The 24,212-nt window shown below is 74.2% G+C and carries 27 protein-coding genes; 14 read left to right on the top strand and 13 right to left on the bottom strand.

Annotated features, from left to right (window positions below; genetic code table 11):
* Positions 1-125 precede the first annotated feature (125 nt).
* From cysK to QOL15_RS12005, 3 genes are all read left to right on the top strand, one after another.
* The gene (cysK, locus tag QOL15_RS12015; RefSeq protein ID WP_071245606.1) at positions 126-1,064 is read left to right on the top strand and encodes a cysteine synthase A; all 939 of its coding nucleotides are present in this window, start codon (positions 126-128) and stop codon (positions 1,062-1,064) included.
* A complete protein-coding gene (gene epsC, locus QOL15_RS12010; protein ID WP_253181639.1) occupies positions 1,061-1,645 on the top strand; it encodes a serine O-acetyltransferase EpsC in 585 nt (194 codons plus the stop codon). The genes cysK and epsC overlap by 4 nt, the downstream gene beginning before the upstream one ends.
* Positions 1,646-1,788: 143 nt before the next feature.
* Positions 1,789-2,199 carry an MmcQ/YjbR family DNA-binding protein gene (locus tag QOL15_RS12005; RefSeq protein WP_071245608.1) on the top strand — a complete coding sequence of 137 codons (411 nt, stop codon included), beginning with the start codon at positions 1,789-1,791 and terminating at the stop codon, positions 2,197-2,199.
* Here QOL15_RS12005 and QOL15_RS12000 read toward each other — a convergent pair.
* Positions 2,196-2,837, bottom strand: coding sequence for an MOSC domain-containing protein (locus QOL15_RS12000; protein WP_083230228.1), 642 nt, complete (start codon positions 2,835-2,837; stop codon positions 2,196-2,198). The genes QOL15_RS12005 and QOL15_RS12000 overlap by 4 nt on opposite strands.
* 208 nt (positions 2,838-3,045) lie before the next feature.
* Here QOL15_RS12000 and QOL15_RS11995 point away from each other — a divergent pair, with 208 nt between their 5' ends.
* The 4 genes from QOL15_RS11995 to QOL15_RS11980 are packed head-to-tail and all read left to right on the top strand — an operon-like array spanning position 3,046 to position 4,838.
* Positions 3,046-3,207: a hypothetical protein gene (locus tag QOL15_RS11995; protein ID WP_175473792.1), complete on the top strand. Its 162-nt coding sequence runs from the start codon at positions 3,046-3,048 to the stop codon at positions 3,205-3,207.
* Between the two features lie 16 nt (positions 3,208-3,223).
* Entirely contained in the window at positions 3,224-3,778 is a 555-nt protein-coding gene (locus tag QOL15_RS11990; protein WP_065962345.1) for an RNA polymerase sigma factor, read from the top strand.
* Positions 3,769-4,533, top strand: coding sequence for an Asp23/Gls24 family envelope stress response protein (locus QOL15_RS11985; RefSeq protein WP_071245610.1), 765 nt, complete (start codon positions 3,769-3,771; stop codon positions 4,531-4,533). Before QOL15_RS11990 ends, QOL15_RS11985 begins: the two co-directional genes overlap by 10 nt.
* 2 nt (positions 4,534-4,535) lie before the next feature.
* Positions 4,536-4,838: a hypothetical protein gene (locus tag QOL15_RS11980; protein ID WP_065962348.1), complete on the top strand. Its 303-nt coding sequence runs from the start codon at positions 4,536-4,538 to the stop codon at positions 4,836-4,838.
* A 190-nt stretch (positions 4,839-5,028) separates the two neighbouring features.
* On the opposite strand, the gene QOL15_RS11975 is transcribed toward QOL15_RS11980, so the two are convergent.
* From QOL15_RS11975 to QOL15_RS11945, 7 genes are all read right to left on the bottom strand, one after another.
* Positions 5,029-5,922, bottom strand: coding sequence for a hypothetical protein (locus QOL15_RS11975; RefSeq protein WP_083230229.1), 894 nt, complete (start codon positions 5,920-5,922; stop codon positions 5,029-5,031).
* Between the two features lie 282 nt (positions 5,923-6,204).
* The gene (locus tag QOL15_RS11970) at positions 6,205-6,714 is read right to left on the bottom strand and encodes a MarR family winged helix-turn-helix transcriptional regulator (RefSeq protein WP_253181640.1); all 510 of its coding nucleotides are present in this window, start codon (positions 6,712-6,714) and stop codon (positions 6,205-6,207) included.
* Between the two features lie 127 nt (positions 6,715-6,841).
* Entirely contained in the window at positions 6,842-7,492 is a 651-nt protein-coding gene (locus QOL15_RS11965; protein ID WP_065962349.1) for a GntR family transcriptional regulator, read from the bottom strand.
* Between the two features lie 108 nt (positions 7,493-7,600).
* A complete protein-coding gene (locus QOL15_RS11960) occupies positions 7,601-8,071 on the bottom strand; it encodes a DUF1810 domain-containing protein (protein ID WP_083393819.1) in 471 nt (156 codons plus the stop codon).
* A complete protein-coding gene (locus QOL15_RS11955; protein WP_175473793.1) occupies positions 8,068-8,931 on the bottom strand; it encodes a DUF2071 domain-containing protein in 864 nt (287 codons plus the stop codon). The genes QOL15_RS11960 and QOL15_RS11955 overlap by 4 nt, the downstream gene beginning before the upstream one ends.
* The gene (locus QOL15_RS11950; protein WP_071245614.1) at positions 8,928-9,326 is read right to left on the bottom strand and encodes a hypothetical protein; all 399 of its coding nucleotides are present in this window, start codon (positions 9,324-9,326) and stop codon (positions 8,928-8,930) included. Before QOL15_RS11950 ends, QOL15_RS11955 begins: the two co-directional genes overlap by 4 nt.
* A 75-nt stretch (positions 9,327-9,401) precedes the next feature.
* Positions 9,402-10,793 (bottom strand): bifunctional phosphopantothenoylcysteine decarboxylase/phosphopantothenate synthase, encoded by a 1,392-nt coding sequence (locus QOL15_RS11945; protein WP_071245741.1) that lies wholly within the window; start codon positions 10,791-10,793, stop codon positions 9,402-9,404.
* A 65-nt stretch (positions 10,794-10,858) separates the two neighbouring features.
* Here QOL15_RS11945 and QOL15_RS11940 point away from each other — a divergent pair, with 65 nt between their 5' ends.
* Positions 10,859-11,647 (top strand): NRDE family protein, encoded by a 789-nt coding sequence (locus QOL15_RS11940; protein ID WP_071245616.1) that lies wholly within the window; start codon positions 10,859-10,861, stop codon positions 11,645-11,647.
* A gap of 102 nt (positions 11,648-11,749) precedes the next feature.
* Complete coding sequence (locus QOL15_RS11935; protein WP_175473794.1) at positions 11,750-12,508, top strand: SGNH/GDSL hydrolase family protein; 759 nt, start codon at positions 11,750-11,752, stop codon at positions 12,506-12,508.
* 74 nt (positions 12,509-12,582) lie between these two features.
* Here QOL15_RS11935 and QOL15_RS11930 read toward each other — a convergent pair whose 3' ends face one another.
* Positions 12,583-13,521, bottom strand: coding sequence for an SDR family oxidoreductase (locus QOL15_RS11930; protein WP_071245620.1), 939 nt, complete (start codon positions 13,519-13,521; stop codon positions 12,583-12,585).
* A gap of 175 nt (positions 13,522-13,696) precedes the next feature.
* Here QOL15_RS11930 and QOL15_RS11925 point away from each other — a divergent pair, with 175 nt between their 5' ends.
* The 3 genes from QOL15_RS11925 (at position 13,697) to QOL15_RS11915 (ending at position 16,479) form a co-directional block, all read left to right on the top strand.
* Positions 13,697-14,806 carry an LLM class flavin-dependent oxidoreductase gene (locus QOL15_RS11925; protein ID WP_083230411.1) on the top strand — a complete coding sequence of 370 codons (1,110 nt, stop codon included), beginning with the start codon at positions 13,697-13,699 and terminating at the stop codon, positions 14,804-14,806.
* 97 nt (positions 14,807-14,903) lie between these two features.
* On the top strand, positions 14,904-15,530 hold the full coding sequence (locus tag QOL15_RS11920; RefSeq protein WP_071245622.1) for a hypothetical protein: 627 nt from the start codon (positions 14,904-14,906) through the stop codon (positions 15,528-15,530).
* Positions 15,531-15,987: 457 nt separating this feature from the next.
* On the top strand, positions 15,988-16,479 hold the full coding sequence (locus tag QOL15_RS11915) for a pyridoxamine 5'-phosphate oxidase family protein (protein WP_065964736.1): 492 nt from the start codon (positions 15,988-15,990) through the stop codon (positions 16,477-16,479).
* Positions 16,480-16,704: 225 nt separating this feature from the next.
* Here the strand turns inward: QOL15_RS11915 and QOL15_RS11910 are convergent, their stop codons facing one another.
* Positions 16,705-17,958, bottom strand: coding sequence for a hypothetical protein (locus tag QOL15_RS11910; protein ID WP_083230410.1), 1,254 nt, complete (start codon positions 17,956-17,958; stop codon positions 16,705-16,707).
* Positions 17,959-18,268: 310 nt separating this feature from the next.
* Here QOL15_RS11910 and QOL15_RS11905 point away from each other — a divergent pair, with 310 nt between their 5' ends.
* Together QOL15_RS11905 and QOL15_RS11900 are read left to right on the top strand one after the other, a co-directional pair.
* Positions 18,269-19,678: an MFS transporter gene (locus tag QOL15_RS11905; protein ID WP_083393822.1), complete on the top strand. Its 1,410-nt coding sequence runs from the start codon at positions 18,269-18,271 to the stop codon at positions 19,676-19,678.
* A 214-nt stretch (positions 19,679-19,892) separates the two neighbouring features.
* A complete protein-coding gene (locus QOL15_RS11900) occupies positions 19,893-20,669 on the top strand; it encodes an endonuclease/exonuclease/phosphatase family protein (protein ID WP_083393823.1) in 777 nt (258 codons plus the stop codon).
* A gap of 779 nt (positions 20,670-21,448) precedes the next feature.
* On the opposite strand, the gene QOL15_RS11895 is transcribed toward QOL15_RS11900, so the two are convergent.
* The 3 genes from QOL15_RS11895 to QOL15_RS11885 are packed head-to-tail and all read right to left on the bottom strand — an operon-like array spanning position 21,449 to position 24,104.
* Positions 21,449-22,123, bottom strand: coding sequence for a methionine ABC transporter permease (locus tag QOL15_RS11895; RefSeq protein WP_253181727.1), 675 nt, complete (start codon positions 22,121-22,123; stop codon positions 21,449-21,451).
* Entirely contained in the window at positions 22,117-23,157 is a 1,041-nt protein-coding gene (locus QOL15_RS11890) for a methionine ABC transporter ATP-binding protein (RefSeq protein WP_071245624.1), read from the bottom strand. The genes QOL15_RS11895 and QOL15_RS11890 overlap by 7 nt, the downstream gene beginning before the upstream one ends.
* Positions 23,157-24,104 carry a MetQ/NlpA family ABC transporter substrate-binding protein gene (locus QOL15_RS11885; protein WP_071245745.1) on the bottom strand — a complete coding sequence of 316 codons (948 nt, stop codon included), beginning with the start codon at positions 24,102-24,104 and terminating at the stop codon, positions 23,157-23,159. The genes QOL15_RS11890 and QOL15_RS11885 overlap by 1 nt, the downstream gene beginning before the upstream one ends.
* Positions 24,105-24,212: the final 108 nt, after the last annotated feature.

Raw genomic sequence — 24,212 nt, 5'->3', positions numbered from 1 at the left:
CCGGCGCACCGGCCCGCGTCAGCGGACGTCACGCGACAGGGGAACGCCGGGTGCCGTCGCTAGGATCGCACCCGACCCGCGCCTCCAGGACGGCGGCGCGACACGACCCGAGGAGGACGGACCGGATGAGCGGCACGATCTACGACGACATCTCGCAGGCGTTCGGGAACACCCCGCTGGTGCGCCTGAACCGCATCCCGCAGCAGGGCGGCGCCGAGGTCCTCGCGAAGCTCGAGTTCTACAACCCCGGGTCGAGCGTGAAGGACCGCCTCGGCGTCGCGATCATCGACGCGGCCGAGGAGTCCGGCGCCCTCACGGCCGGCGGCACGATCGTCGAGGGCTCCTCGGGCAACACCGGCATCGCGCTCGCCCTCGTCGGCGCGGCCCGCGGCTACCGCGTCGTCATCACGATGCCCGAGACCATGAGCGTCGAGCGTCGGGCGCTCATCCGCGCGTTCGGCGCCGAGATCGTCCTGACCCCCGGCCCCGAGGGCATGAAGGGCGCGGTCGCCCGTGCCGAGCAGATCGTCGAGGAGACCCCAGGGGCGATCCTCGCGCACCAGTTCGAGACCCCTGCGAACGCGGCGATCCACCGGAGGACCACGGCCGAGGAGATCCTCCGCGACACCGAGGGGCACGTCGACGTGTTCGTCGCCGGCGTCGGCACCGGCGGCACCATCACGGGTGTCGGCCAGGTCCTCAAGGAGCGCGTGCCCGGCGTGCAGATCGTCGCCGTCGAGCCGAAGGACTCCCCGCTGCTGACCGAGGGCAAGGCCGGGCCGCACAAGATCCAGGGCATCGGCGCGAACTTCGTCCCCGAGGTCCTCGACCGCGACGTCATCGACGAGGTGTTCGACGTCGAGCTCGACGACGCCCTCCGCGTGGCCCGTGCGCTCGGCACCGAGGAGGGGATCCTCGCGGGGATCTCGTCGGGTGCGATCATCCACGCCGCCGTCACGGTGGCCGCGCGGCCCGAGAACGCCGGCAAGCGCGTCGTCGCGATCGTCTGCGACACCGGCGAGCGCTACCTGTCGACGCCGCTGTTCGAGGGGCTCACTGCGTGACGCGAGCCGTCCGTCGCGGCGTGCTGCGGACGGTCCGCGAGGACCTGGCCGCAGCGCGCCGCGGTGACCCCGCCGCCCGGGGCGACCTGGAGAACGCGGTGGTCTACTCCGGCCTGCACGCCGTGTGGACGTACCGGCTGACGCACCGGCTGTGGAACGCCCGCGGGCTGCCCGGCTCCCGGTTCGCCGCGCGCGTGCTCGGCCAGGTGGCACGGTCGGTGACCGGCATCGAGATCCACCCCGGCGCCCGGATCGGTCGCCGGTGCTTCATCGACCACGGCATGGGCGTGGTCATCGGCGAGACCGCGGTGGTCGGCGACGACGTCGTCGTGTTCCACGGGGTGACCCTGGGCGGCCGGGGCGGCGACCACGGTCCGGGCGCCCGTCGGCACCCGGTCGTCGGGGACCGCGTGGTGCTCGGCGCGGGGTCGTCCCTCATCGGCGCGATCACGATCGGGGCCGACTCCGTCGTCGGCGCGAACACCGTCGTCACGAAGGACGTCCCGCCGGGCTCGGTCGTCACCGGGGTCGCCGGCACCGCGCGCCCCCGTTCCGGGCACGAGGGCGTCCCGCCGCTCTGACGCCCGCTCCGCCGTGTCGGTGGTCCGCGCGAGCAGGACCCGCGGCCAGGGCGGGGCGGCTCGCGCGGGCAGGACCCGCGGCCAGGGCGGACACCGCGTCGGGTGCGGGCACCGCGTCGGAGGCGTGCGGCATGCTTGGGCGCATGGACGGCGAGGCACTGCACGAAGTGGCGATCCGGACCGCGACGGCACTGCCCGCGGTCGAGGAGACGCAGCCGTTCGGACCGGACGCCCTGGTGTACAAGGTCGTCGGCAAGATGTTCGCGATGGTCACCGAGGTGCGCGGCACCCCGTTCGTGAACCTCAAGTGCGCGCCCGCCCACGGAGCCGCACTGGTCCGTGACCACGCCGAGGTCACCCCCGGCTGGCACATGTCGAAGCGGCACTGGATCACGCTCGCCCCCGGCGACGGCATGCACGAGACGATGGTCGAGGACCTCGTCGCGAACTCGTGGGAGCTCGTCGTCGCCGGACTCCCGCGGGCCCGCCGACCCCTCGACCCGACCCGGCGCGGGGACGCCCCCGGGCCCGGGGACGACCGGGGACCCCGCTAGGCCTCGACGCGACCGCGCGCGAGCACCTTCGACACGTCCCGCACGACCTTCGGTGCCAGGCGGTCACCCTCCGCGAGCACGGCCCGGGCCTGGTCCGGGGTCAGCCCGGCGCCGATCTGCCCGATCGTCACGCCGTGCGCGGGGCGGTGCGTCACGACCACGGGGTCGCCGGCGCGCACGGACCCGGACCGGACCACCCGCAGGTACGCGCCGGGGCGGTTCTCCGCCGCGAACCGCTTCACCCACCCGTCCAGGCGCATCCGCCGCGCGAAGGTGCCGCACGGGGTGCGCGGGATGGTGACCTCGAGCTCGAGGGTCTCCCCGATCCGCCAGCGTTCGCCCGTGACCGCGCCGGTGACGTCGACGCCGCTCGTCCGCAGGTTCTCGCCGAACAGCCCGGGCGGGACCTCCCGGCCGAGCAGCTCGGCGAAGTACGCAGCGTCCTCGTCGGCGTAGGCGTACACGGCCTGGTCCTCGCCGCCGTGGTGCTTCCGGTCGGCCTGGACGTCGGCGTGCAGGCCGAGGGGTCGGATCCGCACGGCACCGTCGACCGGCCGTTTGTCGATCGCGGTGATCCCGATCGTGCCCGAGTCGCGGAGCAGCTGGTGGACGCGGCAGACGGCGGTGACGGAGGACACCCCTCGATCCTGGCGCACCGCCGGATCCCCGTCGAGACCGACAGCGCCCCGGACGACCACCGTCGAGCCCGACAGCGCACCGACGCGGCCGTTCCGCGCAGCCGCGTGACGACCGCCCGCCCCGGTCCGTCACACCCGTGACCGTCCGACGGACCTGCCCCCGGCCCGACGGACCGCCCGACCGACACCCCGGCGAGGAGGCCAGACCATGACCGACACCGTCCCGACCCGACAGCCGCACGAGCGCCCGCACGGCCCCCGGACCGGCACCGTGCACCACCTCGCCCAGGCCCGCGTCCGCTCCCTCGCGTCCCGGCCCGCGGGTCCGTTCCGGGTCGTCCCCACCCACCCAGTGTTCCCACACCAGTGACCAGTAGAAGGAATCCGTGCCCCACCAGTCCCTCGTCGACCTCGACGACGCCGTCCTCGCCGGTCGGTCGTCCGACGGCGACGTGCGGGCCTTCGAGGTACTCATCCGGCGGTACACCCCGCTGCTCCGCGCCTACGCCCGACGCACGCTCGGCTCCACCGACGAGCTCGACGACGTCGTGCAGGAGACCTTCATCACCGCGTGGGGGCGTCTCGACGCGCTCGAGGACGGCGCGAAGGTCAAGTCGTGGCTCATGCGCATCCTCAGCCGGAAGTGCATCGACCGCATCCGTGCCCGCCGGGACCACGACGACGTCACCGAGCTCGAGGTCGCCGCACCCCGCGACGACGCCCCGGACCGTGTCGCCGAGGCCCGCTCGCGCGAGGAGGCGCTGGAGACGGCGCTCGCCGAACTGCCCGAGCAGCAGCGGCGGTGCTGGCTGATGAAGGAAGTGCTCGAGTACCGCTACGAGGACATCGCCGAGGAGCTCGACCTGCCGGTGTCGACCGTCCGCGGTCTGCTCTCGCGGGCCCGGAAGAACATGATCCGTCTCATGGAGGCATGGCGATGACCCCGCACGACGACGAGCTCGGCGCCGACCTGCGCCCCGACGGCACGGGTGCCGCCGACGCGTCCGCCGCCGACCCGCGCCCCGGCACCACCAGCGCCGCGGACACGCACCCCGACGACCTCCGCCTCGACGCGCTCGAGCCCGAGGACCTCGACGGCCACTCCATCGACGAGCTCGCCGACTACCTCGACGCGGGTATGCAGCCGGCCGACCCGTCGATCGACGACTCCGCCGCGTGCCAGAACGCCCTCGCCGCGATCATCCGGCTCCGGCAGTCGTCGCTCGGCTCGCTCGAGGCCGCGGCCGCCCAGGAGCCCCCAGCCGACGAGTCGTGGATCGGCGGCGTGCTGGCGAACATCTCGCTCGAGGCCCGCGCCGGCCGCGACGTCCCGCTCCGCGCGGAGTCGCCGACCGAACGCCCCGTGATGACCGAGGGTGCGATCCGCTCCCTCGTGCGCTCCGCGGGCGACGTCGTCCCCGGGGTCGTCATCGCCCGGTGCTCCTTGGACGGCGACGTCGTCCGCCTCGGTGCCCCGGTCCGCGTGACCGTGGAGCTCGCGGTCCGGGCGGGTTCGCCCATCCACGACGCCGCAGACCGGGTCCGGTCGGCCGTCGCCGCGGTGCTGGCCGAGCAGACCGACCTGGTGGTGGAGGCCGTCGACGTCCGTGTCCGCGACCTCCTGCCGGCGCTGCCCGACGACGACCACGAGCCCACCCCCTACCACGAGCCCACCCACGACGAGGACGGAGCCTGAGCATGGACGACGAGACCGCCGCCGCGATCGAGGACGCCGTCCTCGCGGTCCCCGGCGTGGCCGACCTGTACCGCGCCCGTCCGACCGTCGGCAGTGCGCTCGCCTCGGCGCGCAACCTCGCCACGGGCACCGCGGTGTCCCGCGTCGTCCTCGACGACGACGTCCTGCGCGTCGTGATCGGCACCGACGGGTCCGCACCGGCGCCCGCCACCGCGCGCGCCGCGCACCGCGCGGCCCTCGACGTGGCGACCGCGCGCGGCGTCACGCTCAGCCGCGTGGACGTCCGCATCGCCCGCGTCGGCTGACCGCTCGGCCCTACGACACGACGTGGCGGACGGGAGGCGCGTCACCGGCCCGCCCCGCGCCTCCGGTCGCCGACCACCCTGCGGGCGCGAGGAGTGCCGCCGGGCCCGCCCGCGCCTCCCGTCCGTCACCGCCCCCGCACACGACGACGGCCCCGGGCCGGAGCCCGGGGCCGTCGTCGTGTGCGTCCGATCAGTAGAAGTCGTTCGCCTGCGAGTGCGCCCACGCGGCACACGGCGTGCCGTACGCGGCGCTGATGTACTGCAGGCCCCACGTGATCTGCGTCGTGGCGTTCGTCTGCCAGTCGGCCGCGACGGTGGCCATCTTCGAGCCGGGGAGCGCCTGCGGGATCCCGGTCGCGCCACCGTTCGGGTTCACCGCGCGGTAGTTCCACCCGGACTCCTTGGTCCAGAGGTTGTCGAGGCAGCGGAACTGCGCGGAGCCCCAGCCGTACTTCGACGCGGCCAGCGACGTGGCGGTGGCCTTCGCACCGGCGACGGTGTTCGCGGCGGCCTGCTGACGGGCGGCTTCGGCCTCGGCTGCCGCCTGCTCGGCGGCTGCCTGTGCGGCCGCGGCTGCCGCTGCCTGCTGGTCGGCGTCGGCCTTGTCCTGGACGGCGCTCGCGTCGGCGACCTGGGTCGTGGCGTCGACCGTCGAGGCGATGCGCGACGTGATCGCGCCGCTCGACATCGACCGGTAGTCCGACAGCGCCGCGACCTGGCGTTGCAGCGCGGCGGTGTCGGTCTTCTCGTTCGCGTCGGCGAGCACGGTCTGGGCGGTCGAGATCGTCGCTGCGGCCTGTGCCTTGTCGAGCGCGACGCCGCGGAGGGCCGGCGCGCTGCTCGCCGAGGCGGACGGGCTCGGCAGCCCGATCGCGTCGCCGATGGCGGGCTGGGTGCCGAGGGTCGCGACGCCGCCGACGATCGCGAGCGTCGCGGCACCGCCCACGACGAGCGTGGAACGGCTGCGGATCGCGCGGCGGAGGCGCCGGCTCGGGGTGTCGAGTGCCTGGCGTCGCGTGGTCGCGGGGGTCGTGCTGCTGGCGGGGATCGTGCTCGGGTCGGTGGGGGTGGTGCGTCGTGTCATCGGATCCGGTGGTCGGCCGGCTGCTCGTGCGGACCCCCGGTGCGGCGCGCGGGGTGGGGGGAGCGCGCCGGTGCCGTCACGAGGACGGCGTCGTGGGGGAGCCGCGAGCCGGGGGAGGACCGGACGGTGGTGTGGGGCCCGTCCGTCCGCCACGCAGGCGGCCTGGGGGAGCCACCCGCTCGGGCGAAGCCAGAACGATGACGCGTCAGCCTGGGCAGGTCGTCCAGGGAGGCTGGCAGAACCGTCCGTCCACCCCTCGATAACGGTTCGGTAACGGTCCGATCAGCGGTCCGAGGTGGGAGCTTCCTGGACGCGCTCGCCCTGCGCCACGCGCTCGAGGGCATCGAGGGCGCCGGCGATCGCGGCGACGTCCTCCGGGGCGAGCTCGGCGATGAGGTCGGCGACGATCCCGGTCCGGGTCGAGCGGGCCTCCTCGACGGCTGCGGCGCCCGCTGCGGTGATGCTCACCATGAAGGCGCGGCCGTCGCTCGGGTCGGCCTCGCGCTCGATGAACCCCCGCTGTTCGAGCTCGGTGAGGATCCGCGTCATGGTGGGCTTCGTGACGACCTCGATCCGCGACAGGTCGCCCGGGCGCAGGGGTCCGTGCCGCTGGATCGACGCGAGCGCGGACACCAGGCCGTAGCCGAGCGCAGCGGAGTCGGTGCGGGCACGACGGTTGATCCGGCCGACCGCGGCGGCCAGGCGCGCGGCGATCTCGGTGCGGTCCGGCTGGCGGTGGCTCATGCGGGGCTCCGGGTCGTTCGGGGTCGGGCGGTCGGACTGCTCGACCACGTCGCCGGTGATGCTACCGGTCGCCCGGAACGTGTGACCGAGCGCCCCGCTGGTGGCCCTCCGGACGGGACGCGCCCACCTCGACGGGTCGGGGCGGGCGCGTTCCTGTGCGGGTGTTCAGGGATGTTCAGCGTTTCTCGCCCGGGAGCAGGTGGATCGCCTCGGTCGCGAGCTCCGCGGCGATGTTGTCGCCCGCCTCGGTCGCGGCCCGGAGGCGGCGGAAGTCCTCGGTCATGGCGTCCCAGTCGACCAGTTCGTCGAGGTTCGGCAGGCGCAGCCGGAAGGCCAGGCCGTCCATCGTGTCGCGGCACACGCGCTGCAGGTTCTCGTTGCCGCAGGCGTCGACGTACAGCGTGAAGACGTCGAGGGCGTCGCGGTTGACCGCCACGACGTCGTGCGCCTCGAGCTCGGTGATCGTGCGGTCGAGCTTCGCCGTGATCCTGCGGCGCTGGGCGGCGGTCAGACGTGGCACGGCGAGCCGGACCACCCCGCCGAACAGCACGCCGAGGGTCTGCATCGCCTCGACGACCTCCTCCGGCTTGGGGGTCGTGACGCGGGTGTACCGGTTCGGCGCCATCTCGATGAGGCCGGCACGGGCGAGCTGGCTGAGCGCCTCGCGGATCGGGGTGCGGGAGACGCCGAGCCAGGCGATGAGCTCCTCGTCGTTGAGGCGCTCGCCCGGCTCGAGCGTGCCGTCCATGATCGCGGCGTGGATCTTCAGGCGGACGGTGTCGCGCAGGAGCTGGTGCTCGGTGGGGGTGCTGCTGGGGACCGGCATGCGGTGTCCTCGGTTCTCGGGAGCGGTCGGGCTGCACCCCGCGACCGCGCGCGGTGTGCAGGGACACCGTACCTGATGTACCACCGGCGGACGGCTGCCCGCAGGGGGTCAGTCGGAGGGGTCGAGCAGGCGGAGCGTGACCGGGTCCTCGGAGCCGCGGTACCAGCGGTCGAGCACGGCGCGGAACGGTGCCGGGTCGTCGGCGGCCCGGGCGAACAGGGTCATCGAGGACCGGGCCTTCATCGCGTCGACGCCGCCGAACAGGTCGTCGGCGCTGCGTGCGGGCGCAGCGGCGGCCACCGCGGCGGCCTCGCGCAGCCGCGGACCGAGCACCGGGTGGGCGAGGTACGCACGCGCCTCGCGCAGGTCCCGGACCGCGTAGTGCTGGGCGGTGGCGCTCCGTCCGAGGCCGGCGAGCTGCGGGAACACGAACCACATCCAGTGCGAGCGCTTCCGGCCAGCGCGCAGCTCCTGCAGGGCCTGGTCGTGCACGCCCTCCTGCGCGCGGACGAACCGGTCGAGCGATCGGTCGGTCGCGTGCTCGGACGTGCGGTCCGGCGTACCGTCGTCGGCGCTCACCGGACCACGTCCCCCCACGCGTACCGGACGGTGGTCGCGTCCACGACGAGCAGCGAGTCCGGGTCCCGGTCGAACAGGCCCGGCAGGCCGACGGCTGCGGGGAGGTCGCCCTCGAGCCGCTCCAGGACGGCCGAGCGGACGGTCAGGGGTGCGTGCTGCCGCTGCCAGAACAGCGTCCTCGACAGCAGCCGGGCGTGGATGCCGGCACGGTCGGTGAGCTCGACGGCCAGCGGGTCCTCGACGACCGCACCGGCCACGACGCGCACGGTGGCGTCGTGGCGGGGGCGGGGCGCGCCTCCCGACCGTCCGGTCGTGGCCCGCAGCCCGGACCAGGCGGGTCGGGCCCCGGAGCCGGCGTCTCCGGACGCACCCGGAGCGGCCAGCCGTGGTCCGAGCGTCCGGGCCGCCCACCGCAGCGGGTGCGCGGCGCGGGCCGGGTGGCGGACGGACCGGTGCTCGACGGTGTCCCCGCGACGTCGGGCGCGCGTGTGCGCGAACGTGTACGGCACGCCGAGCAGCGCGTGCGCGGCGACGATCGCCGGGACGTTCGACGTGTCGACGGTCCGGTGGACCACCCCGCGGCGGCCGCGGTCGTCCACCGTGAGCACCTCGATCGTGACCTCCGTCATCGACCCGAGTCGGCGCGAGGGCGGGAACGGCGGGACGCTCGTCTCCCGGAACACGTACGCCGACAGGCCGACCCAGGCGCTGCCGTCGACCACGTCGGGACGCGTCCCCGGCGGCAGCAGCCGGGCGAGCTGTGCGGGCTCGCGGCGCCAGTGCGCGAAGACGACGTCCTCCCAGGCGTGCACCGTCACCGGACGGTGGCGCAGCGGTGCGGACGCCCGGGTGTCGGTCACCGCTTCGAGGCGTGCCGGCCGACGCGGGCGGCCCACGCGACGAGCGGGGCCTGGAGCGGGAGGCGGAGCACCGACACGAGCCGCGATGCGCGCGTCGACCGCGGGCTGTCGAGCAGGTCGCGCGCCATCGTCACGTTCGCCGGGAAGACCGCGAGGAACAGGGCCGCGGCCGCCCAGCCCGAGGCGCGACGGGTCGCCGGGACCGCGAGGCCCACCGCCACGACGAGCTCGGCCAGGCCCGAGGCGAGCGTGGTCGTCCGGGGCGGGAGGCCGTCCGGGACGATCCGGTCGTAGGTGCGGGGGCGCAGGAAGTGGGTCACGCCGGCACCGCCGAGGAGGACCGCGAGGGCCGCCGCGGTGCGGTCCGCGCGTCGGGTTCGTTCACGTCGTCGCATGGGTCCATCGTGCCCGCACCGGCGCGGCGCGGTCCAGGTTCGCGGCACGTCGCGCGGTCGGTCGGGCTCGGCCGGTCAGGCCAGCGCGGTCGCCACCAGGTCCAGCACGGCCGCCGCGACCTCGGCCTTGCTGCCCGCGGTCTCCTGCACGACGGCGCCGCCGGGGACGAGCACCTCGATCGCGTTCTCCTCCCGCTCGAAGCCCGCCGACCAGCTGACGTGGTTCACGACGAGCAGGTCGGCCGGCTTCCGCGCGATCTTCGCCCGGCCGAGTTCGATCCGGGCGTCGCGGTCCGGCTCGGTCTCGGCGGCGAAGCCCACGATCACCTGGCCGGTCCGGCGGGCCGCGACGAGCTCGGCGAGCACGTCGGGGTTCCGGACGAGCTCGAGGGTCATGGTGTCGCCCTGCTCGTCCTTCTTGAGTTTCTCGGTGCGAACCTCGGTCGGCCGGTAGTCGGCGACCGCGGCGGTCATCACGACGACGTCGGCGTCGGCCGCCGCTGCGTGCACGGCCTCGGCGAGCTCGACGGCGGAGCCCACCGGCACGACGGTCGCGTCGAGTCCCGCGGTCAGCGACGCGTCGACGTTCGCGGCGACCACGGTCACGGTCGCGCCGCGTCGGGCGGCGTCAACCGCGATCGCCAGGCCCTGCCGGCCGCTCGAGCGGTTGCCCACGAAGCGCACGGGGTCGACGGGCTCGCGCGTGCCGCCCGCGCTCACGACGACCCGGACGCCCGCGAGGTCGCCCTGCTCGCCGCGGGCGGTGGTGCCGGTGGGTGGTGCGGTGGCCGCCCGGGTCGCGGTGCCCGCGGTGGTCCGCTGGTCGGCCGGGAGGCCCGTCCCGCCTCCGTCGGTCCCGCCCGCGGTGGTCCGCTGGTCGCCCGGGAGGCTCGTCCCGCGTCCGTCGGTCCCGCCCGCGTCCGCCGCGTGGCCGGTCGGGGCACGGTCGAGCACCGTGAGCGCCGCCGCGACGATGTCCTCGGGCTCGGACATGCGGCCGATCCCCGCGTCGTCCCCGGTGAGCGCGCCGACGACCGGGCCGACGACGTGCACGCCCCGCTCGCGGAGCGTCCGCAGGTTCGCCCGGGTGGCGGGGTGCTCCCACATCTGCGGGTGCATCGCCGGCGCCACGACGACCGGGGCCTCGGTCGCGAGCAGCGTCGTGCCGAGCAGGTCGCCCGCGAGGCCCGCCGCCATCCGGGCGAGGGCGTCGGCGGTCGCGGGGGCGACCACCACGAGGTCGGCACGGCGACCGAGCGCCACGTGCCGGACCTCGGCCACGTCGTCCCAGACGCTCGTCGTGACCGGGTTCCGGCTCAGGGCCTCGAGTGTCGGCAGCCCGACGAAGCGCAGTGCGCCCTCGGTCGGGACGACGTGCACGTCGTGCCCGCGCTTCACGAGGTCACGGACGACCCCGACGGCCTTGTAGGCGGCGATCCCGCCCGTGATCCCCACCACGACGGACAGACGGCGAGCAGCTGCGGCTTCCACGTCGGTCACGCTACCCGGCCGCCCGTGCGAGGATCGGACCCATGTGCACCGTCGTCGTCCGCGTCGACCCCGCGGCCGAGTGGCCCGTCACCGTGCTCGCCCTGCGCGACGAGTCACCCGAGCGTCCGTGGGACCCGCCGGCCGCGTGGTGGCCCGACCGCGACCCGTCCGTCCGCGGCGTGCGGGACCGCTCCGCCGGTGGGGCGTGGCTCGCCGCGTCGGACGAGGCAGGACTCGCGGTCGTGCTGAACCGCGCCGAGCCCGTGCCGAGCGCGGACGGGACCTGGACCACCCGCGGGGTCGTGCCGCTCGACGCCGTCGACGGGGTCCTCCCCGGTGCGGACGGCGTGCTGCCCACGACCCGCGCGTTCAACCTCGTGCGTGCCACGGCCGACGGCGTCCAGGTCGTCACCTGGGACGGCACGACCGTGACCACGACCGACCTCGGACCCGGCGTGCACATGGTCACGCACGGCGCCGCCGACGACCCCGCGGCTCCGCGCATCGGGCGTTGGCTCAGCGCCTTCCGCGAAGCAGCTGCCCCGGACGGCCCGCCGGTCCTCGGCCCGTTCGACGAGCTCCGCACCGCCGACGCCGGAGCCGACGCCGGTGACGGGTGGAGCGGCTGGTTCGGGCTGCTCGCCGAGTCCGCGGCGCTGCCCGCCGACGACCCGGACGCGATCCTCCGCGACGCCGTGGAGCCCGACGGGCACGTCGCGACCCTGTCGATCGTCGCCGCGGCGGTCGGACGGGACCGGACGGTGCTGCAGCACGCGCGGCTCGAGCGCCCCGGCCGGCTCGACGGATCGGTCGAACTGCACCACGCCTGACCCGGGGTGGTGTCCCGGGCCCGACCCGGACGCCGGTGCCTGTGCGGACCGGCAGCCGCCGAGCCGTCCCGGGGTGCCCGCCACGGCGTACCTTCACGCCTCGTGACCCCCACCACACCCCGCCGATCCGGCGACCCCGCCCCGCGTCCCCGGACGCGCCCCCGACGTCGGCTGCTCGCCGTCGGGGCCGTGGCCCTCGCGGTGACCGGGCTGCTCGTCGGCTGCGCCGAGGACCGCTCCGTCGCCGCCTCGTCCACCCACTCGTCCGCCGTGCTCCGGCCGTGGGACGAGGCCCGCGGCGAGCGCATCGTCGTGATCGGCGACTCGATCAGCGGCGGCCACGGGTTGAGCGCCGAGCAGGCCTGGCCGGCCACCCTCGCCCGCAAGGAGCACTGGCAGCTGACGAACTTCTCGTGCGACGGCGCCGGCGTGGTCACGGAGGGGGACGAGGACCAGTGCGCGAGCGCATACCAGACGCTCGTCCGCCGGGCCGCCGACCTGCGCCCCGAGGTCGTGTTCGTCCAGGCGAGCTCGAACGACCTCGGGGTCGACGACGCCGTGGTCACGAGCCGCACCGACCAGCTCGTCGCCGAGGTGCACCGTCTGCTGCCGGACGCCCGGGTCGTCGGGCTCAGCGCGATCTGGAACGAGCAGGAGCCGCCCGCGCAGCTCGCGGTCATCTCGCACGCGATGCACCGCGCGGTGCGCCGGGACGGTGGCACGTACGTCGACATCGGCGAGCCGCTCCGCGGGCACCCGGCGTGGATGCAGTCCGACGACGTGCACCCCACGGTGCGCGGCCAGCAGGCGATCCAGGAGTCCGTCGAGGCCGCGTTCAAGCGGGACCACCTGCGGTTCTGAGCCCGCGCGACCACACGCGTCCCCGAGCCGGCGGGGCGGGCCTGCACCGCGCCTCCCGGCCGCGCAGCGCGTCGTCAGGCCGGTGCGCGAGTGCCGGTGAGGTCCTCCGCGACCGCCCAGAGGGAGCGCGCGAGGTCGGCGCTGCGCGCGCTCCGCGGGATCGACGCGGTCGTCGTCGTGCCGGTGAGGCCCGCCGGTCCAGAGGGGCCGTAGTAGGCGCCGCCGACCGCTGCGGGGCCGACCGCCGCGTACAGCAGCGGCTCCGTGCCCTGCTCGACGGCCTGCGTGAAGGGGAGTGCGCGGTCGCTCGACCGGGCCGGCCGGGACCGGCCGAGGGAGCGCCCCGCGGTCTGCAGGTTCGTGCGGGTGAAGCCGGGGTGCGCGGCCGTGCTCGTCAGTGCCCAGCCGCGTTCGACCGTCAGTCGGTGCAGGTGGAGCGTGAGGAGCAGGTCGGCGAGCTTCGACTGGGCGTACGCACGCCACGGGTTGTAGCCGTGCTCCCACTGCAGGTCGGTGAAGCGGATGCGGCCACCCACGGCGGCGAGGCTCGACATCGTCACGACCCGGGGGAGTGCCGCGCCCGGGTGCGGCCGCGCGTTCCCCGCACTGTCGAGCAGCGCGGGCAGCAGCAGGTTGGTCAGGGCGAACGGGCCGAGGAAGTTCGTGCCGAACTGCAGCTCGAACCCGTCCGCGGTGGTGAAGCGCTCGGGCGGCGCCATCACCCCGGCGTTGTTGACGAGCACGTCCGGCCGGCGGTCGTCGGCGAGCAGCCCCTCGGCGAAGGCGTGCACGCTCGCGAGGTCGGCGAGGTCGAGTCGGCGGACCTCGAGGTCGGCGGACGGGTGCTCACGGCGGATCTCGGCGGCGGCGTCCTCGCCCTTGGACGGGGTGCGCACGCCCATCACGACGCTCGCGCCGGCGGCGGCGAGGCGCTTCGCGGCCTCCTTGCCGGTGCCGCTGTTCGCGCCGGTCACGACGATGCGGCGGCCGGTCTGGTCGGGGATCTTCGGCATGCGCGTGACCGTACCCGGGAGGGCTGGTCGCAGGCCGCGCGGCGGACCGGCTCGCAGGCGGTGCTGCGTGCGGGCGCGGGGCTGTCCGTGCGCCGCGCGGCGTGCGGGCGCGGGGCTGTCCGTGCGCCGAGCGGCGTGCTATGTTTATGCAAACGCATCGATCAGGAGGCGCGCCATGAGCAACGCATTCGGTTCCGACCGTCCCTCGGACGTCCCGCCACCCGCACCCGAGCGCATCGGCCCGGTGCAGCTCGGCCTCGACACCTTCGGGGACGTCACCGAGCGCGCCGACGGGTCACTCCGCAGCCAGGCGCAGGCGCTCCGCGAGCTCGTGGACGAGGCCGTCCTCGCCGACCAGGTCGGCATCGACTTCATCGGCGTCGGCGAGCACCACCGCGAGGACTACGCGGTGAGCGCCCCCGAGGTCGTCCTCGCCGCGATCGCCGCCCGCACCGAGCGGATCCGGATGGGCAGTGCCGTCACGGTGCTGTCGAGCGACGACCCCGTCCGCGTGTACGAGCGCTTCGCCACCGTCGACGCGATCTCCGACGGTCGCGCCGAGGTCATCCTCGGGCGCGGGTCCTTCACCGAGTCGTTCCCGCTGTTCGGCTACGAGCTGAGCGACTACGAGGTCCTGTTCGAGGAGAAGCTCCAGCTCTGGAACGCCCTCCGCGGCGGCGACAAGGTCACCTGGTCCGGCACGAAGCGGGCCTCGCTCACCGACCAGGACGTCTTCCCGAAGCTCGAGCACGGCCCGATCCCGACCTGGATCGGCGTCGGCGGCTCCCCGCAGTCGGTCATCCGTGCGGCGTCCTACGGGCTGCCGCTCTTCCTCGCGATCATCGGCGGTCAGCCCGCCCAGTTCGCCCCGTTCTCGCGCCTGTACCGCCAGGCACTCGCGCAGCTCGAGCTCCCGCAGCAGCCCATCGCGATGCACTCGCCCGGCTTCGTCGCCGAGACCGACGAGGAAGCGGCCGAGCGCTACTGGCCGTACCACAAGGCCGTCACCGACCGGCTCGGTCGTGAGCGCGGTTGGCCGCCCCTCGACCTCGCGCAGTACCAGGCGGGTCTGTCGGCCGGCGGGTCGCTCTACGTCGGATCGCCCGAGACCGTGGCGCGCAAGATCGCGCGGAACATGCGGATCCTCGGCGTCTCGCGCTTCGACATGCGCTACGCCACGGGCCGCCTGCCGCACGAGGACATGATGCGGTCGATCGAGCTCTACGGCACGCGGGTCGCCCCGCGGGTGCGCGAGCTGCTCGCGGAGCCGGTCCCGGTCCCGTAGGTCGGCGGTCCGGTCGCTCGCGCGGGCTGCGCCGGCCTGGAGGCCCGGGGCACGTCCGCCACGGCCGCTCACGGCTGCCGCGGGTACGGTCGGCGCCATGCTGCGACCAGACGGGACCACCGAACGACGCTTCCGCGGTCGGATCCTCGGCGTCGGGACGACGTCGGGGATCCGTTTCGTCGTCGGGATGTGGGACGACTCGCCCTTCGGGTCGTTCACCGACGTGTTCCTCGAACACCCCGACGGCACGAGCGTGCTCCTCGCCCCGGACGAGATCGTCGCCGCCTACGTCTCCGGCACCTACCGGTTCGACACCGTCTCCGTCGTCGACGTCCGGTCCCGTCGGACCGCCCGCGGCCTGGAGCTCGACGCCGGACCGCTGCAGGCGACGATCGACGTCGGCCGGATCTCGCCGCTGGGGCGGGTGCTCCGCATCGTGCCGAAGCCGATCGCCCGTGACCCCCGCTGGCTCGCGCTCATCGACCCCGTCGCGCGGATCGTCTCGCCCGGCTCCGCGACCGCCGGTACCGCGGGCGGAGGCCGCCGCGAGTACTACGGCGTGACCGGCGCCCACGAGGTCACCGCGGTGTCGGGCACCTGGGCGGGGGAGCCCCTCGGCTCGATCGCCCCGCTCGACCCGTCCGTGGCGTTCGGCTTCGCGTCGATGCCGCGCGCGCCCCAGGTCGTCGACGTCGAGACGACGATCCGCGAACCCGCCTCCTGAGGTCGGACGCGCGGTCTCGACTGCGCGCCGTCGTCGGCCGCTGCCGAGCGACACGTCCGCTGTCGTCCGACGTCGACGTTGTCGCACAACCGGTCGCACCCGGCGTCCCGCGTGGTGCGCGCCCCGTCCACCGCTGCCCTGCGACACGTCCGCTGTCGTCCGACGTCGACGTTGTCGCACACCGGACCACGCGTCTCCACCGGCCACCCACCCGGGTGAGTGGGAAGGCGGAGCCGAGCCGAGCCTCCAGGCCGTGGGCGACCACGGGCCGACGTGAGTCGCCGCGCGGACCGGCACGCGCAGGGCGACGCGCGCGCGACCGGGCGGCGCACCCGCCCGGTACCGAGCCGTGACGGACGCGTCCAGCACCGAGGGGCACACTGGTCGGAACGGAACGCGCCCGGGTACGCCCGGCCGGACGTCGAGCACAACGGGGCGCACGACGAACAGGAGCATCATGACCGACACGCAGGCAGACCACCGCGCAGCCATCTCGGACATCGTCCACGGCGCACGCACCGCCCTGCTCACCACCGTCAGCGACGACGGCCAGCTGCACGCCCGACCCCTCGCCGTGCAGGACAAGGCGTTCAACGGGACGCTGCGCTTCCTGGTGCAGGACGGCAGCGAGAAGGTGGACGACATCGCCCGCAACCCGCACGTGAACGTCGCGATCGAGTCGCAGGGCGGGTACCTCTCGATCGCCGGCACCGCGACCGTGACCCGCGACGAGTCCGTCATCGACGAGCTGTGGTCGCCGTTCGCCGAGGCCTGGTTCCCGGACGGGCGCCAGGACCCGACGATCCGCCTCCTCACCGTCGAGGGCGACTCCGTCGAGTACTGGACGCAGGACACCGGGCCGGTCGGCAGCCTCGTGCAGACGATCAAGGCCGCGCTGGGCAAGCAGAGCCAGCCCGACACGGGGCACCACGGGACGGTCGAGCTCTAGGGAGCGGGGCCGGCTGGTCCGGCCCAGCGGGCCAGCCCGACCCGGCCCGACCCGGCGTGCCAGCCCGACCCGGCCGGCCTGGCCTGGCCGGCCCGACCCGGCCTGGCCTGGCCTGGCCTGGCCGGCCGGCTGGCCCGGCCCGCAGGACGAGACACGGGCGGTTCCTCATCCGAGGAACCGCCCGTGTCGCGTCGGGGGAGTGCGCGGCGCATCCGCCCGCGCGCGTCAGGGCGGGCCGAGCAGCCAGAGCACCGCGACGAGCACCGGCTGCCCGAGGAGGGCACAGCTCACGAACGTCCAGCGCATCCAGGGCCGCGCGACCAGCTCGGGCGACCCGAACAGCGGCGCGAGCGGCATGAGCAACCGCGGCGTCGAGGCCATCGGCAGCGACACCGCGAAGATGTACAGCGCGTACGCCGCCGAGTACAGCACCGTGGTCTGCCCGAGCTGCCGGGTCGAGCGGCGCAGCAGCCAGACCGGGTACGCCACGAGCAGGAACACGACGATGAACACGCCGCCGACGCCGATCCAGCGCAGCGCGATGAGGAACCACGGCGACATCGGCACGAACTCGACCCGGCCGATGAAGTTCACCCACCAGGACATCTCGGTCTCGAGGTAGGCGTCCGGCCGCCCGGTGACGTGCGACGCGATGAGGGGCCACGCGACACCCGCGGCTGCCATGACGACGCCCGCGGCGACCACGCGCACCCGCTCGGCCACGGGGAAGGCGTCGAGCGAACGGACGCCCGTGCCGGCCTCGGCCCGCCGCGCCCGGACCCACCGCACCAGGGCGATCACACCGAGCAACAGCGGCAGGGCGAGTGCTCCCGGCCGGGTGAACGCGGCGACCACCCCGAGCAGGGTGAGCAGGCCGTACCGCCGACGCTCGAGCGCGAGCAGCGCGCCGAACGTCAGGGCGAGGAACGTGCTCTCGGCGTACCCCACCTGCAGCAGGAAGGACAGCGGGCCGCACGCGAAGAAGAAGACCGCCCACATGCCCGCGGCGTGCCCGGCGTGGTCGCTCACGAGGCGGTGCAGCAGGAACGTCGCGACGAGCCCGGCCAGGAGCGCGACGAGCGGCGCCCCCACCGCGAACGGCAGCCCGGTCGAGGCCGTGAGCGCGCGGATCGCGAACGGGAACGCGGGCAGGAACGCCCAGGCGTTCTGGGCGACGTGCCCGGCCTGGTCGAGCGGGAGGGTCGTCGGGTACCCGTGCACCGAGATCGTCTCGTAGTACTGCCCGTCCCACGCGGTGAGGAACGCCCCGAACCCGTGCCCGTTGCCCCAGATCGCGTTGTCGGGCATGGCCCGACCCATCAGGGGGAACGCCAGCGCGAGCCAGGAGGTCGACAGGGCTCGTCCGCCGACCCAGGTCAGCAGGACGGCGGCCCACACCGGCAGGCTCGTCGCGAGGTCCACCACGCGGCGCCGGCCGCTCGCCAGCGACCCGGCGACGGCGCCGTCGGTACGGCTCACCGGACGGGTCCTCGAGCTTCGGGTACAGGGGTGGGCACGCCCTGAGCGTAGTCAGCGCAGGCTGGGGCGGGGCGCACAGCGCGGGGCACAGCACGGGTGTCGGCCGGGAGGCGCGGCTCGCGGCCGCCACCCGGCTCGCCGCCGGCGGGTGGTCGGGTCGAGGGCGGGTGGCGCGCTCGGCCGGTCGGCCGGCGGTCCCGCCGCGGCGTGTGGCGCGCTCGGCCGGTCGGCCGGCGGTCCCGCCGCGGCGTGTGGCTGAACGGAGCCTCACGGACCCGCAGGAAACCGAGCGGGCATAGCATTCGGAGCGATGACGACGATGACGACGACACGACGCCGGGGGAGCACCGCGGTGGCCGTGCTCGTCGCGGGCACCTTCTTCATGGAGCTCCTCGACGGCACCATCCTGGCCACCGCCGCACCGGCGATGGGCCGCGACCTCGGGGTGGACTCCGCCGCGGTGGGCGTGGCGATCACCGCCTACCTCGTGACGCTCGCGGTGTTCATCCCGGTGAGCGGGTGGCTCACCGACCGGGTCGGGTCCCGCACGGTGTTCGCCGGTGCGATCGCGCTGTTCACCGTCGCCTCGGCACTGTGCGCGATGTCGACCGGGCTCGTCGACCTGACGCTGTGGCGCATCGTCCAGGGGCTCGGCGGTGCGCTCATGGTCCCGGTGGGGCGGCTCGTCGTGCTCCGGAGCGCCGGCCGCGAGCAGCTCGTCACCGCGATCGCCATCCTGACCTGGCCCGCCCTGGTCGCGCCGATCATCGCGCCGTTCGTGGGCGGCGTGCTCGTGGACACCCTCAGCTGGCACTGGATCTTCCTCGTGAACATCCCGCTCGGTGTCATCGCGTTCGTGGCCGCCCTCGTGCTCGTCCCGCAGGAGCGTGCGGCGGAGCGCGTGCCGTTCGACTGGTTCGGCTCGCTCCTGGCGTGCTTCGGTCTCGGCGCGCTCGTGGTGATGGCGTCCCTGCTCGCCCTCGACGAGATCCCCGTGCCGGCCGTCGTCGCCTCCGGGGTCGTCGGGGCGGTCTGCTGCTGGGCGGCGATCCGGCACTTCCGCCGTGCGCCGCACCCGATCATGGGGCTCGAGTCCTTCCGCCTCGAGTCGTTCCGGGTCTCGCACGCCGGTGGCAGCCTGTTCCGGCTCGCGGTCTCCGCCGTGCCGTTCGTGCTCCCGCTGCTGTTCCAGGACGCGTGGGGCTGGTCCGCCGTCCTCGCCGGGTCCGCGGTCCTGTGGGTGTTCGTCGGGAACCTCGGCATCAAGCCGATGACGACGCCGTTCCTGCGGTGGTTCGGGTACCGCGCGGTCATCGTCGTGTCGAGCGCGGTCGCGGCCCTCAGCGTCGTCGCGATGGTGTTCATGACCGAGGACACCCCGTTCTGGCTCCTCGCCGCGCTCCTCGTGGTCAGCGGCGCCGCGCGGTCGGTCGGCTTCACGGCGTACAACACGATCGCCTTCGCCGACGTCGAGCAGGCCGACATGACCCCGGCGAACACGCTGTCCTCGACGCTGCAGCAGGTCGCGGCGGGCTTCGGTGTCGCCGTCGCGGCGGTGGCGATCCGGGCGGCTGCGGGACTCGGCGGCACCGGCCCGTACGACGTGGCGTTCTGGGTGATCGCGGTACTGCTCGTCGTCGCCTGCGTGGAGGGCCTGCTGATGAGCCGCACGGCGGGGGAGACGGTGCGGCCGGCTCCGCGGGTGCGCGTCCGGACCTGACGTCGGCCGCCGCGGGGTGCCGACGGCCGCCGCAAGGGGCCGTCGGGCGGCTCGTCCGGTGCCGGCTGGGCGGACGAGACGCACCGCCGCCGCCCGTTCCCGCGCTCGTCACACGCCTGCAACCCGGGGTGCGCTACGGTCACAGCTACTGATCGCGACGGCCGGGTACGGTCGGCGCGGCAGGGTGACCGAGACACCCAGGACGGAAGGCAGCATGGCCGGGCCACAGGAGCAGGGGACGATCGAAGCCGACGCGGCTGTCCAGCCGACCGAGTTGCGCGTCGTGAGCTACAACCTCCGCGAGCACACCGCGAACGGCGAGCTCGCCGCCCTGGCCGAGGCCTCCGAGGCCGATGTCATCTGCGTCCAGGAGTGCGACAGCAACGACCTCGCGACCAGCGTCGCCGGGCTGTCCCTCGCGGCCTCGACCAAGACGAACCGCCTGGGGCTCGCGATCTACACGCGGGACGACCGCTTCACCGTGCAGGACTTCAGCATCCACTCGCTGCAGAAGTCCCTCCACGACCGGGTCCTCTCGCCCGCGCACGAGCGGCTCATCGCCATGCGCCTGCAGGACACCGAGGCCGACACCGAGGTCATCGTCGCCTCCTTCCACGCGTCGCCGTTGACCGCCACCAACTCGCTCCGCCGCAAGCAGATCGAGGCGGCGCACCAGTTCGTGCGCGACCTCTCCGCCGAGGCCCCGGCGATCATGGTCGGCGACTTCAACTACCCGTGGTTCCAGACCAACCTGCGCCGCAAGATCGAGGAGCACGGGTTCGCCCTCTCGCTCTCCGACCAGCCGACGTACCTGCGCTACCGCAAGTTCACCGGCCACTTCGACTTCGCGACGAGCGTGGGGCTGCACATCGCAGGCGTGGAGACCCTGCCCGCGGGCATCTCCGACCACCGCCCGATCCTGGTCCGTGCCCACTACGAGCACCCCGGAGAGACCGGCGCGGTCGCCCTCCCGGAGGCGCCCGCTTCCTGAGCGGTCCGGCGCGCGCGGCAGGTGGCGGGTCCGTCCCGTTCCGCCGAGCGGGCGGCAGATCGAGCGGGTGGAACATGCCGCGTGCGGTTCGTCGAGCGTGCGGGACGTGCCGCGTGCGGTTCGTCGAGCGTGCGGGACATGCCGCGTGCCGTTCGTCGAGCGTGCGGGACATGCCGCGTGCGGGTCGTCGAGCGTGCGGAACGTGCCGCGTGCGGGTCGTCGAGCGTGCGGCAGATCGAGCGGGCGGAACACGCCGCGTGCGGTTCGTCGAGCGGGCGGAATGCGTCGCTCCGGCGCGTCGAGCGTGCCGGATCAGGCCCGATGAGCGGAACGCCGCCCGAGAGGGCGGAACACGCCCGACGCCAGGCAGGGGTTCCTGCGGGATGCGTCCGACCGCGTGTCTTCGAGCGGGTGGGACATGCCGCGTGCGGTCCGCCGAGCGTGCTCGAAGCGTCGCGCGAGGACGTCGAGCGTGCCGGATACGGCCCGCTGGTGGGTGGGTGGGTGGCTGGCCGAGCGGGACACGCCCGGGCACCGGTCGCCGAGTGAGCGGGACACGCCGCGTGCGGTTCGCCGAGGGGGCGCGACACGGCGCACCGACGCGTCCAGGGGGCAGAATTCTGCGCCCTCGGCGGGCGGCGGGCGGCGGGCGGCGGGCGGCGCGGGACGGAGAGACGGACACGCGGGGACCGGCGCGCGGGCTGCCGCGGCACACGACGGGCGGGAGGCGCGGTGCCAGCCGGCACCGCGCCTCCCGTCCGTCGCCGGGTCGCGTCGCGTCAGCGGCGCAGCGTCGCCCTCGCCAACCGGTTGCCGAGGAACTGCCCCAGCTGCACGATCACGACGATCGCGGCGACCGACACGTAGACGATCCACCAGTTGTAGCGCTGCGAGCCGAACGTGATCGCGTACTCACCGATGCCGCCTCCGCCGATCAGGGCGCCCTGCGCGGTCATGTCGACGATGCCCACGAAGATGAACGTGTAGCCGAGGATCAGCGGTCCGAGGCCCTCCGGGATGAGCACCGTGAACAGGATCGCGAGCGGGTGCGCTCCCGCGGCACGCGCTGCCTCGACGACACCGGGGTCCACCGCGAGCAGGTTCTGCTCGACGATGCGCGAGACCGCGAACGAGGCCGCGAGCGAGATCGCGAACGTGACCGCGGGGACGCCGATCGTGGTCTGCACGGCGACGCGCGACAGCGGGGCGATCGCAGCGAGGAAGATCACGAACGGGATCGGCCGGACGATGTTCACCACGAGGTTGAGCACCGTGTACGCCGCGCGGCTGCCGAGCAGGTTGCCCGGTCGGGTCGCGTAGAGCGCCAGCCCGAGGGCGAGGCCGATCACGCCCGCGACGACGAGCGACACGAGCGTCATGACGAGTGTGTCGCGGACGGCGGCGAGGAAGACGTCGAACGTGTCCACGACGCTCTGGAAGCCGGTGTTCACGATGCGTCCTCCTCGTCGACGGTGGTGCCCTGGTCGCGCAGCGCGGTCAGCGCGCGGTCGACCGCTGCCGGGTCGGCGGCGGTGAGCTCGTAGGTGAGCGATCCGATACGACGCTCACGGATCTCGCCCACCCCGCCGTGGACGAGTTCGGCGGCCACCCCCGTGTCGCGCCAGACGGTGTCGATCCGGTTCTGCAGCCCGACCTCGTCGGTGATCTGCACCGTGACGATGCGGCCGCCGTGGTGCTCCCGCAGGCGTCGCAGCTGGTCGGCGGACGGCCGGTCGTGCAGTGCGGACCGGACGAACCGCTTCGCCGCACCGGTCTGCGGCCGCGCGAACACGTCGTAGACGTCCCCGACCTCGACCACGCGCCCCCGCTCCATCACGGCGACGCGGTCGGCGATCTGCCGGACGGCGTCCATCTCGTGCGTGATGACCACGATGGTGACGCCGAGCTCCCGGTTGACGCGACGGAGCAGCGCCAGGACCTCGGACGTGGTGTCCGGGTCGAGCGCGCTCGTGGCCTCGTCGGCCAGTAGCAGCTCGGGGTTCGAGGCGAGCGCCCGGGCGATGCCGACGCGCTGCTTCTGGCCGCCGGACAGCTGCTCGGGGTGGGCGTGCGCCCGCTCGAGCAGTCCGACGAAGTCGAGGAGCTCGGCGACACGGCGGTCCCGTTCCTCCTTCGCGACACCCGCGACCTTGAGCGGGTACGCGACGTTGCCGGCCACGGTCCGGGACCGGAACAGGTTGAACTGCTGGAAGATCATGCCGATCTTCCGACGTGCCAGGCGACGGTCCCGCTCGGGGATCGCGGTGAGGTCCTGACCGGCGACCGTCACGCTCCCGGACGTGGGCAGCTCGAGCGCGTTGACGAGGCGGACGAGGGTGGACTTGCCGGCACCGGAGTACCCGATGACGCCGAGGACCTCGCCCTGGTGCACGTCCAGGGAGACGTCCTCGACCGCCACCACGGTCTCGCCGGTGTCGGCGCGGCGGTAGTGCTTCGAGACACCGCGGAGTTCGACGAGGGCGGGCACTACTGCTTGGCCGCCTTCGCGTCCTGCTCGACCTTCGCGAGCTCGTCCTGCAGCTTCGTGGCGCTCTCGTCGCGGGACACCGCCTCGGGCAGGTCCTTCTTGAACGCCTTCTGCACGGCGTCGTCCTGGAACAGCTTCGCGAGGTCGAGGTAGGTCTTGTCGTCCTTGTCGGCCGCGCGGACGGCGAAGACGTTCACGTAGGGGGCGGCGCTCGCGCTGGCGGGGTCGTCCTGGTAGATGATGTCGCTCGTCGGCAGGTTCGCCGCGGTGGCGAAGTTGTTGTTCACGACGGCGGCGGCGACGGAGCCCTGCTGCAGCGCGTTCGCGGTCTGCGAGGCGTCGAGCGGCTGCACGTCGACCTTCGACGAGGTGATGTCGGTCGTGGTGGAGAACGCGGAGCCGCCGTCCTTGAGCTCCACCAGCTTCGCGGCCTGCAGGATGAGGAGCGCGCGGGCCTGGTTGATGGCGTCGTTCGGGATGGCGACCGCGGCGTTCGCAGGCAGCTCGGCGGGCTTCGAGTACTTCGTCGCGTAGAGCGGCAGCGGGTAGACGGCCGTCGAGCCGATCGGCTGCAGGTCGTCGTCCGACGAGACGTTGTAGTCGGCGAGGTACTGGATGTGCTGGAACTGGTTGATGTCCAGCTGCCCGTCCTTCAGCGCCGGGTTCGGCAGCGAGTAGTCGGAGAAGTTCGTGAGCTGCACGTCGACGCCGAGGCGCTCCTTCGCGAGCTTCGTGTAGGTGCTCCAGTACCCGAGCGACTTGTCGGAGACGCCGATCTTCACGGTCTTCTGCGCGCCACCGGACGCAGCACCCTCGGACCCGCCGGCACGCACGGCACCGACGACGACGGCGACGACGATCGCGACGACGACCACCACCGCGGCGATGATCCAGCCGATCGGACGCTTGCCCTTCGGCTTCGCGGGCAGGACGGGTGCTGCGGACATCAGGTGCTCCTCGTGGGCCGTGCTGTGGGGGTCGCGGTGGTCCCGCGGTGTGCGTTCGAGTGTGACGGGCACCGACGACGCACGCCCGTTGCGTTCCGCCGTGTTACA

Origin of the sequence: Curtobacterium sp. MCBA15_012 (assembly GCF_001864935.2) — a bacterium.
Classification (GTDB): Bacteria; Actinomycetota; Actinomycetes; order Actinomycetales; family Microbacteriaceae; genus Curtobacterium.
Note: the sequence above shows the minus strand (reverse complement) of the source record. Positions and strands in the feature narration are given on the sequence as shown.

Coding starts and splice junctions, on each gene's coding strand:
- cysK (WP_071245606.1), top strand. CDS start 126: ATGAGCGGCACGATCTACGACGACATCTCGCAGGCGTTCGGGAACACC.
- QOL15_RS12005 (WP_071245608.1), top strand. CDS start 1,789: ATGGACGGCGAGGCACTGCACGAAGTGGCGATCCGGACCGCGACGGCA.
- QOL15_RS11995 (WP_175473792.1), top strand. CDS start 3,046: ATGACCGACACCGTCCCGACCCGACAGCCGCACGAGCGCCCGCACGGC.
- QOL15_RS11985 (WP_071245610.1), top strand. CDS start 3,769: ATGGCGATGACCCCGCACGACGACGAGCTCGGCGCCGACCTGCGCCCC.
- QOL15_RS11980 (WP_065962348.1), top strand. CDS start 4,536: ATGGACGACGAGACCGCCGCCGCGATCGAGGACGCCGTCCTCGCGGTC.
- QOL15_RS11975 (WP_083230229.1), bottom strand. CDS start 5,922: ATGACACGACGCACCACCCCCACCGACCCGAGCACGATCCCCGCCAGC.
- QOL15_RS11965 (WP_065962349.1), bottom strand. CDS start 7,492: ATGCCGGTCCCCAGCAGCACCCCCACCGAGCACCAGCTCCTGCGCGAC.
- QOL15_RS11950 (WP_071245614.1), bottom strand. CDS start 9,326: ATGCGACGACGTGAACGAACCCGACGCGCGGACCGCACCGCGGCGGCC.
- QOL15_RS11940 (WP_071245616.1), top strand. CDS start 10,859: ATGTGCACCGTCGTCGTCCGCGTCGACCCCGCGGCCGAGTGGCCCGTC.
- QOL15_RS11930 (WP_071245620.1), bottom strand. CDS start 13,521: ATGCCGAAGATCCCCGACCAGACCGGCCGCCGCATCGTCGTGACCGGC.
- QOL15_RS11925 (WP_083230411.1), top strand. CDS start 13,697: ATGAGCAACGCATTCGGTTCCGACCGTCCCTCGGACGTCCCGCCACCC.
- QOL15_RS11920 (WP_071245622.1), top strand. CDS start 14,904: ATGCTGCGACCAGACGGGACCACCGAACGACGCTTCCGCGGTCGGATC.
- QOL15_RS11915 (WP_065964736.1), top strand. CDS start 15,988: ATGACCGACACGCAGGCAGACCACCGCGCAGCCATCTCGGACATCGTC.
- QOL15_RS11905 (WP_083393822.1), top strand. CDS start 18,269: ATGACGACGATGACGACGACACGACGCCGGGGGAGCACCGCGGTGGCC.
- QOL15_RS11900 (WP_083393823.1), top strand. CDS start 19,893: ATGGCCGGGCCACAGGAGCAGGGGACGATCGAAGCCGACGCGGCTGTC.
- QOL15_RS11885 (WP_071245745.1), bottom strand. CDS start 24,104: ATGTCCGCAGCACCCGTCCTGCCCGCGAAGCCGAAGGGCAAGCGTCCG.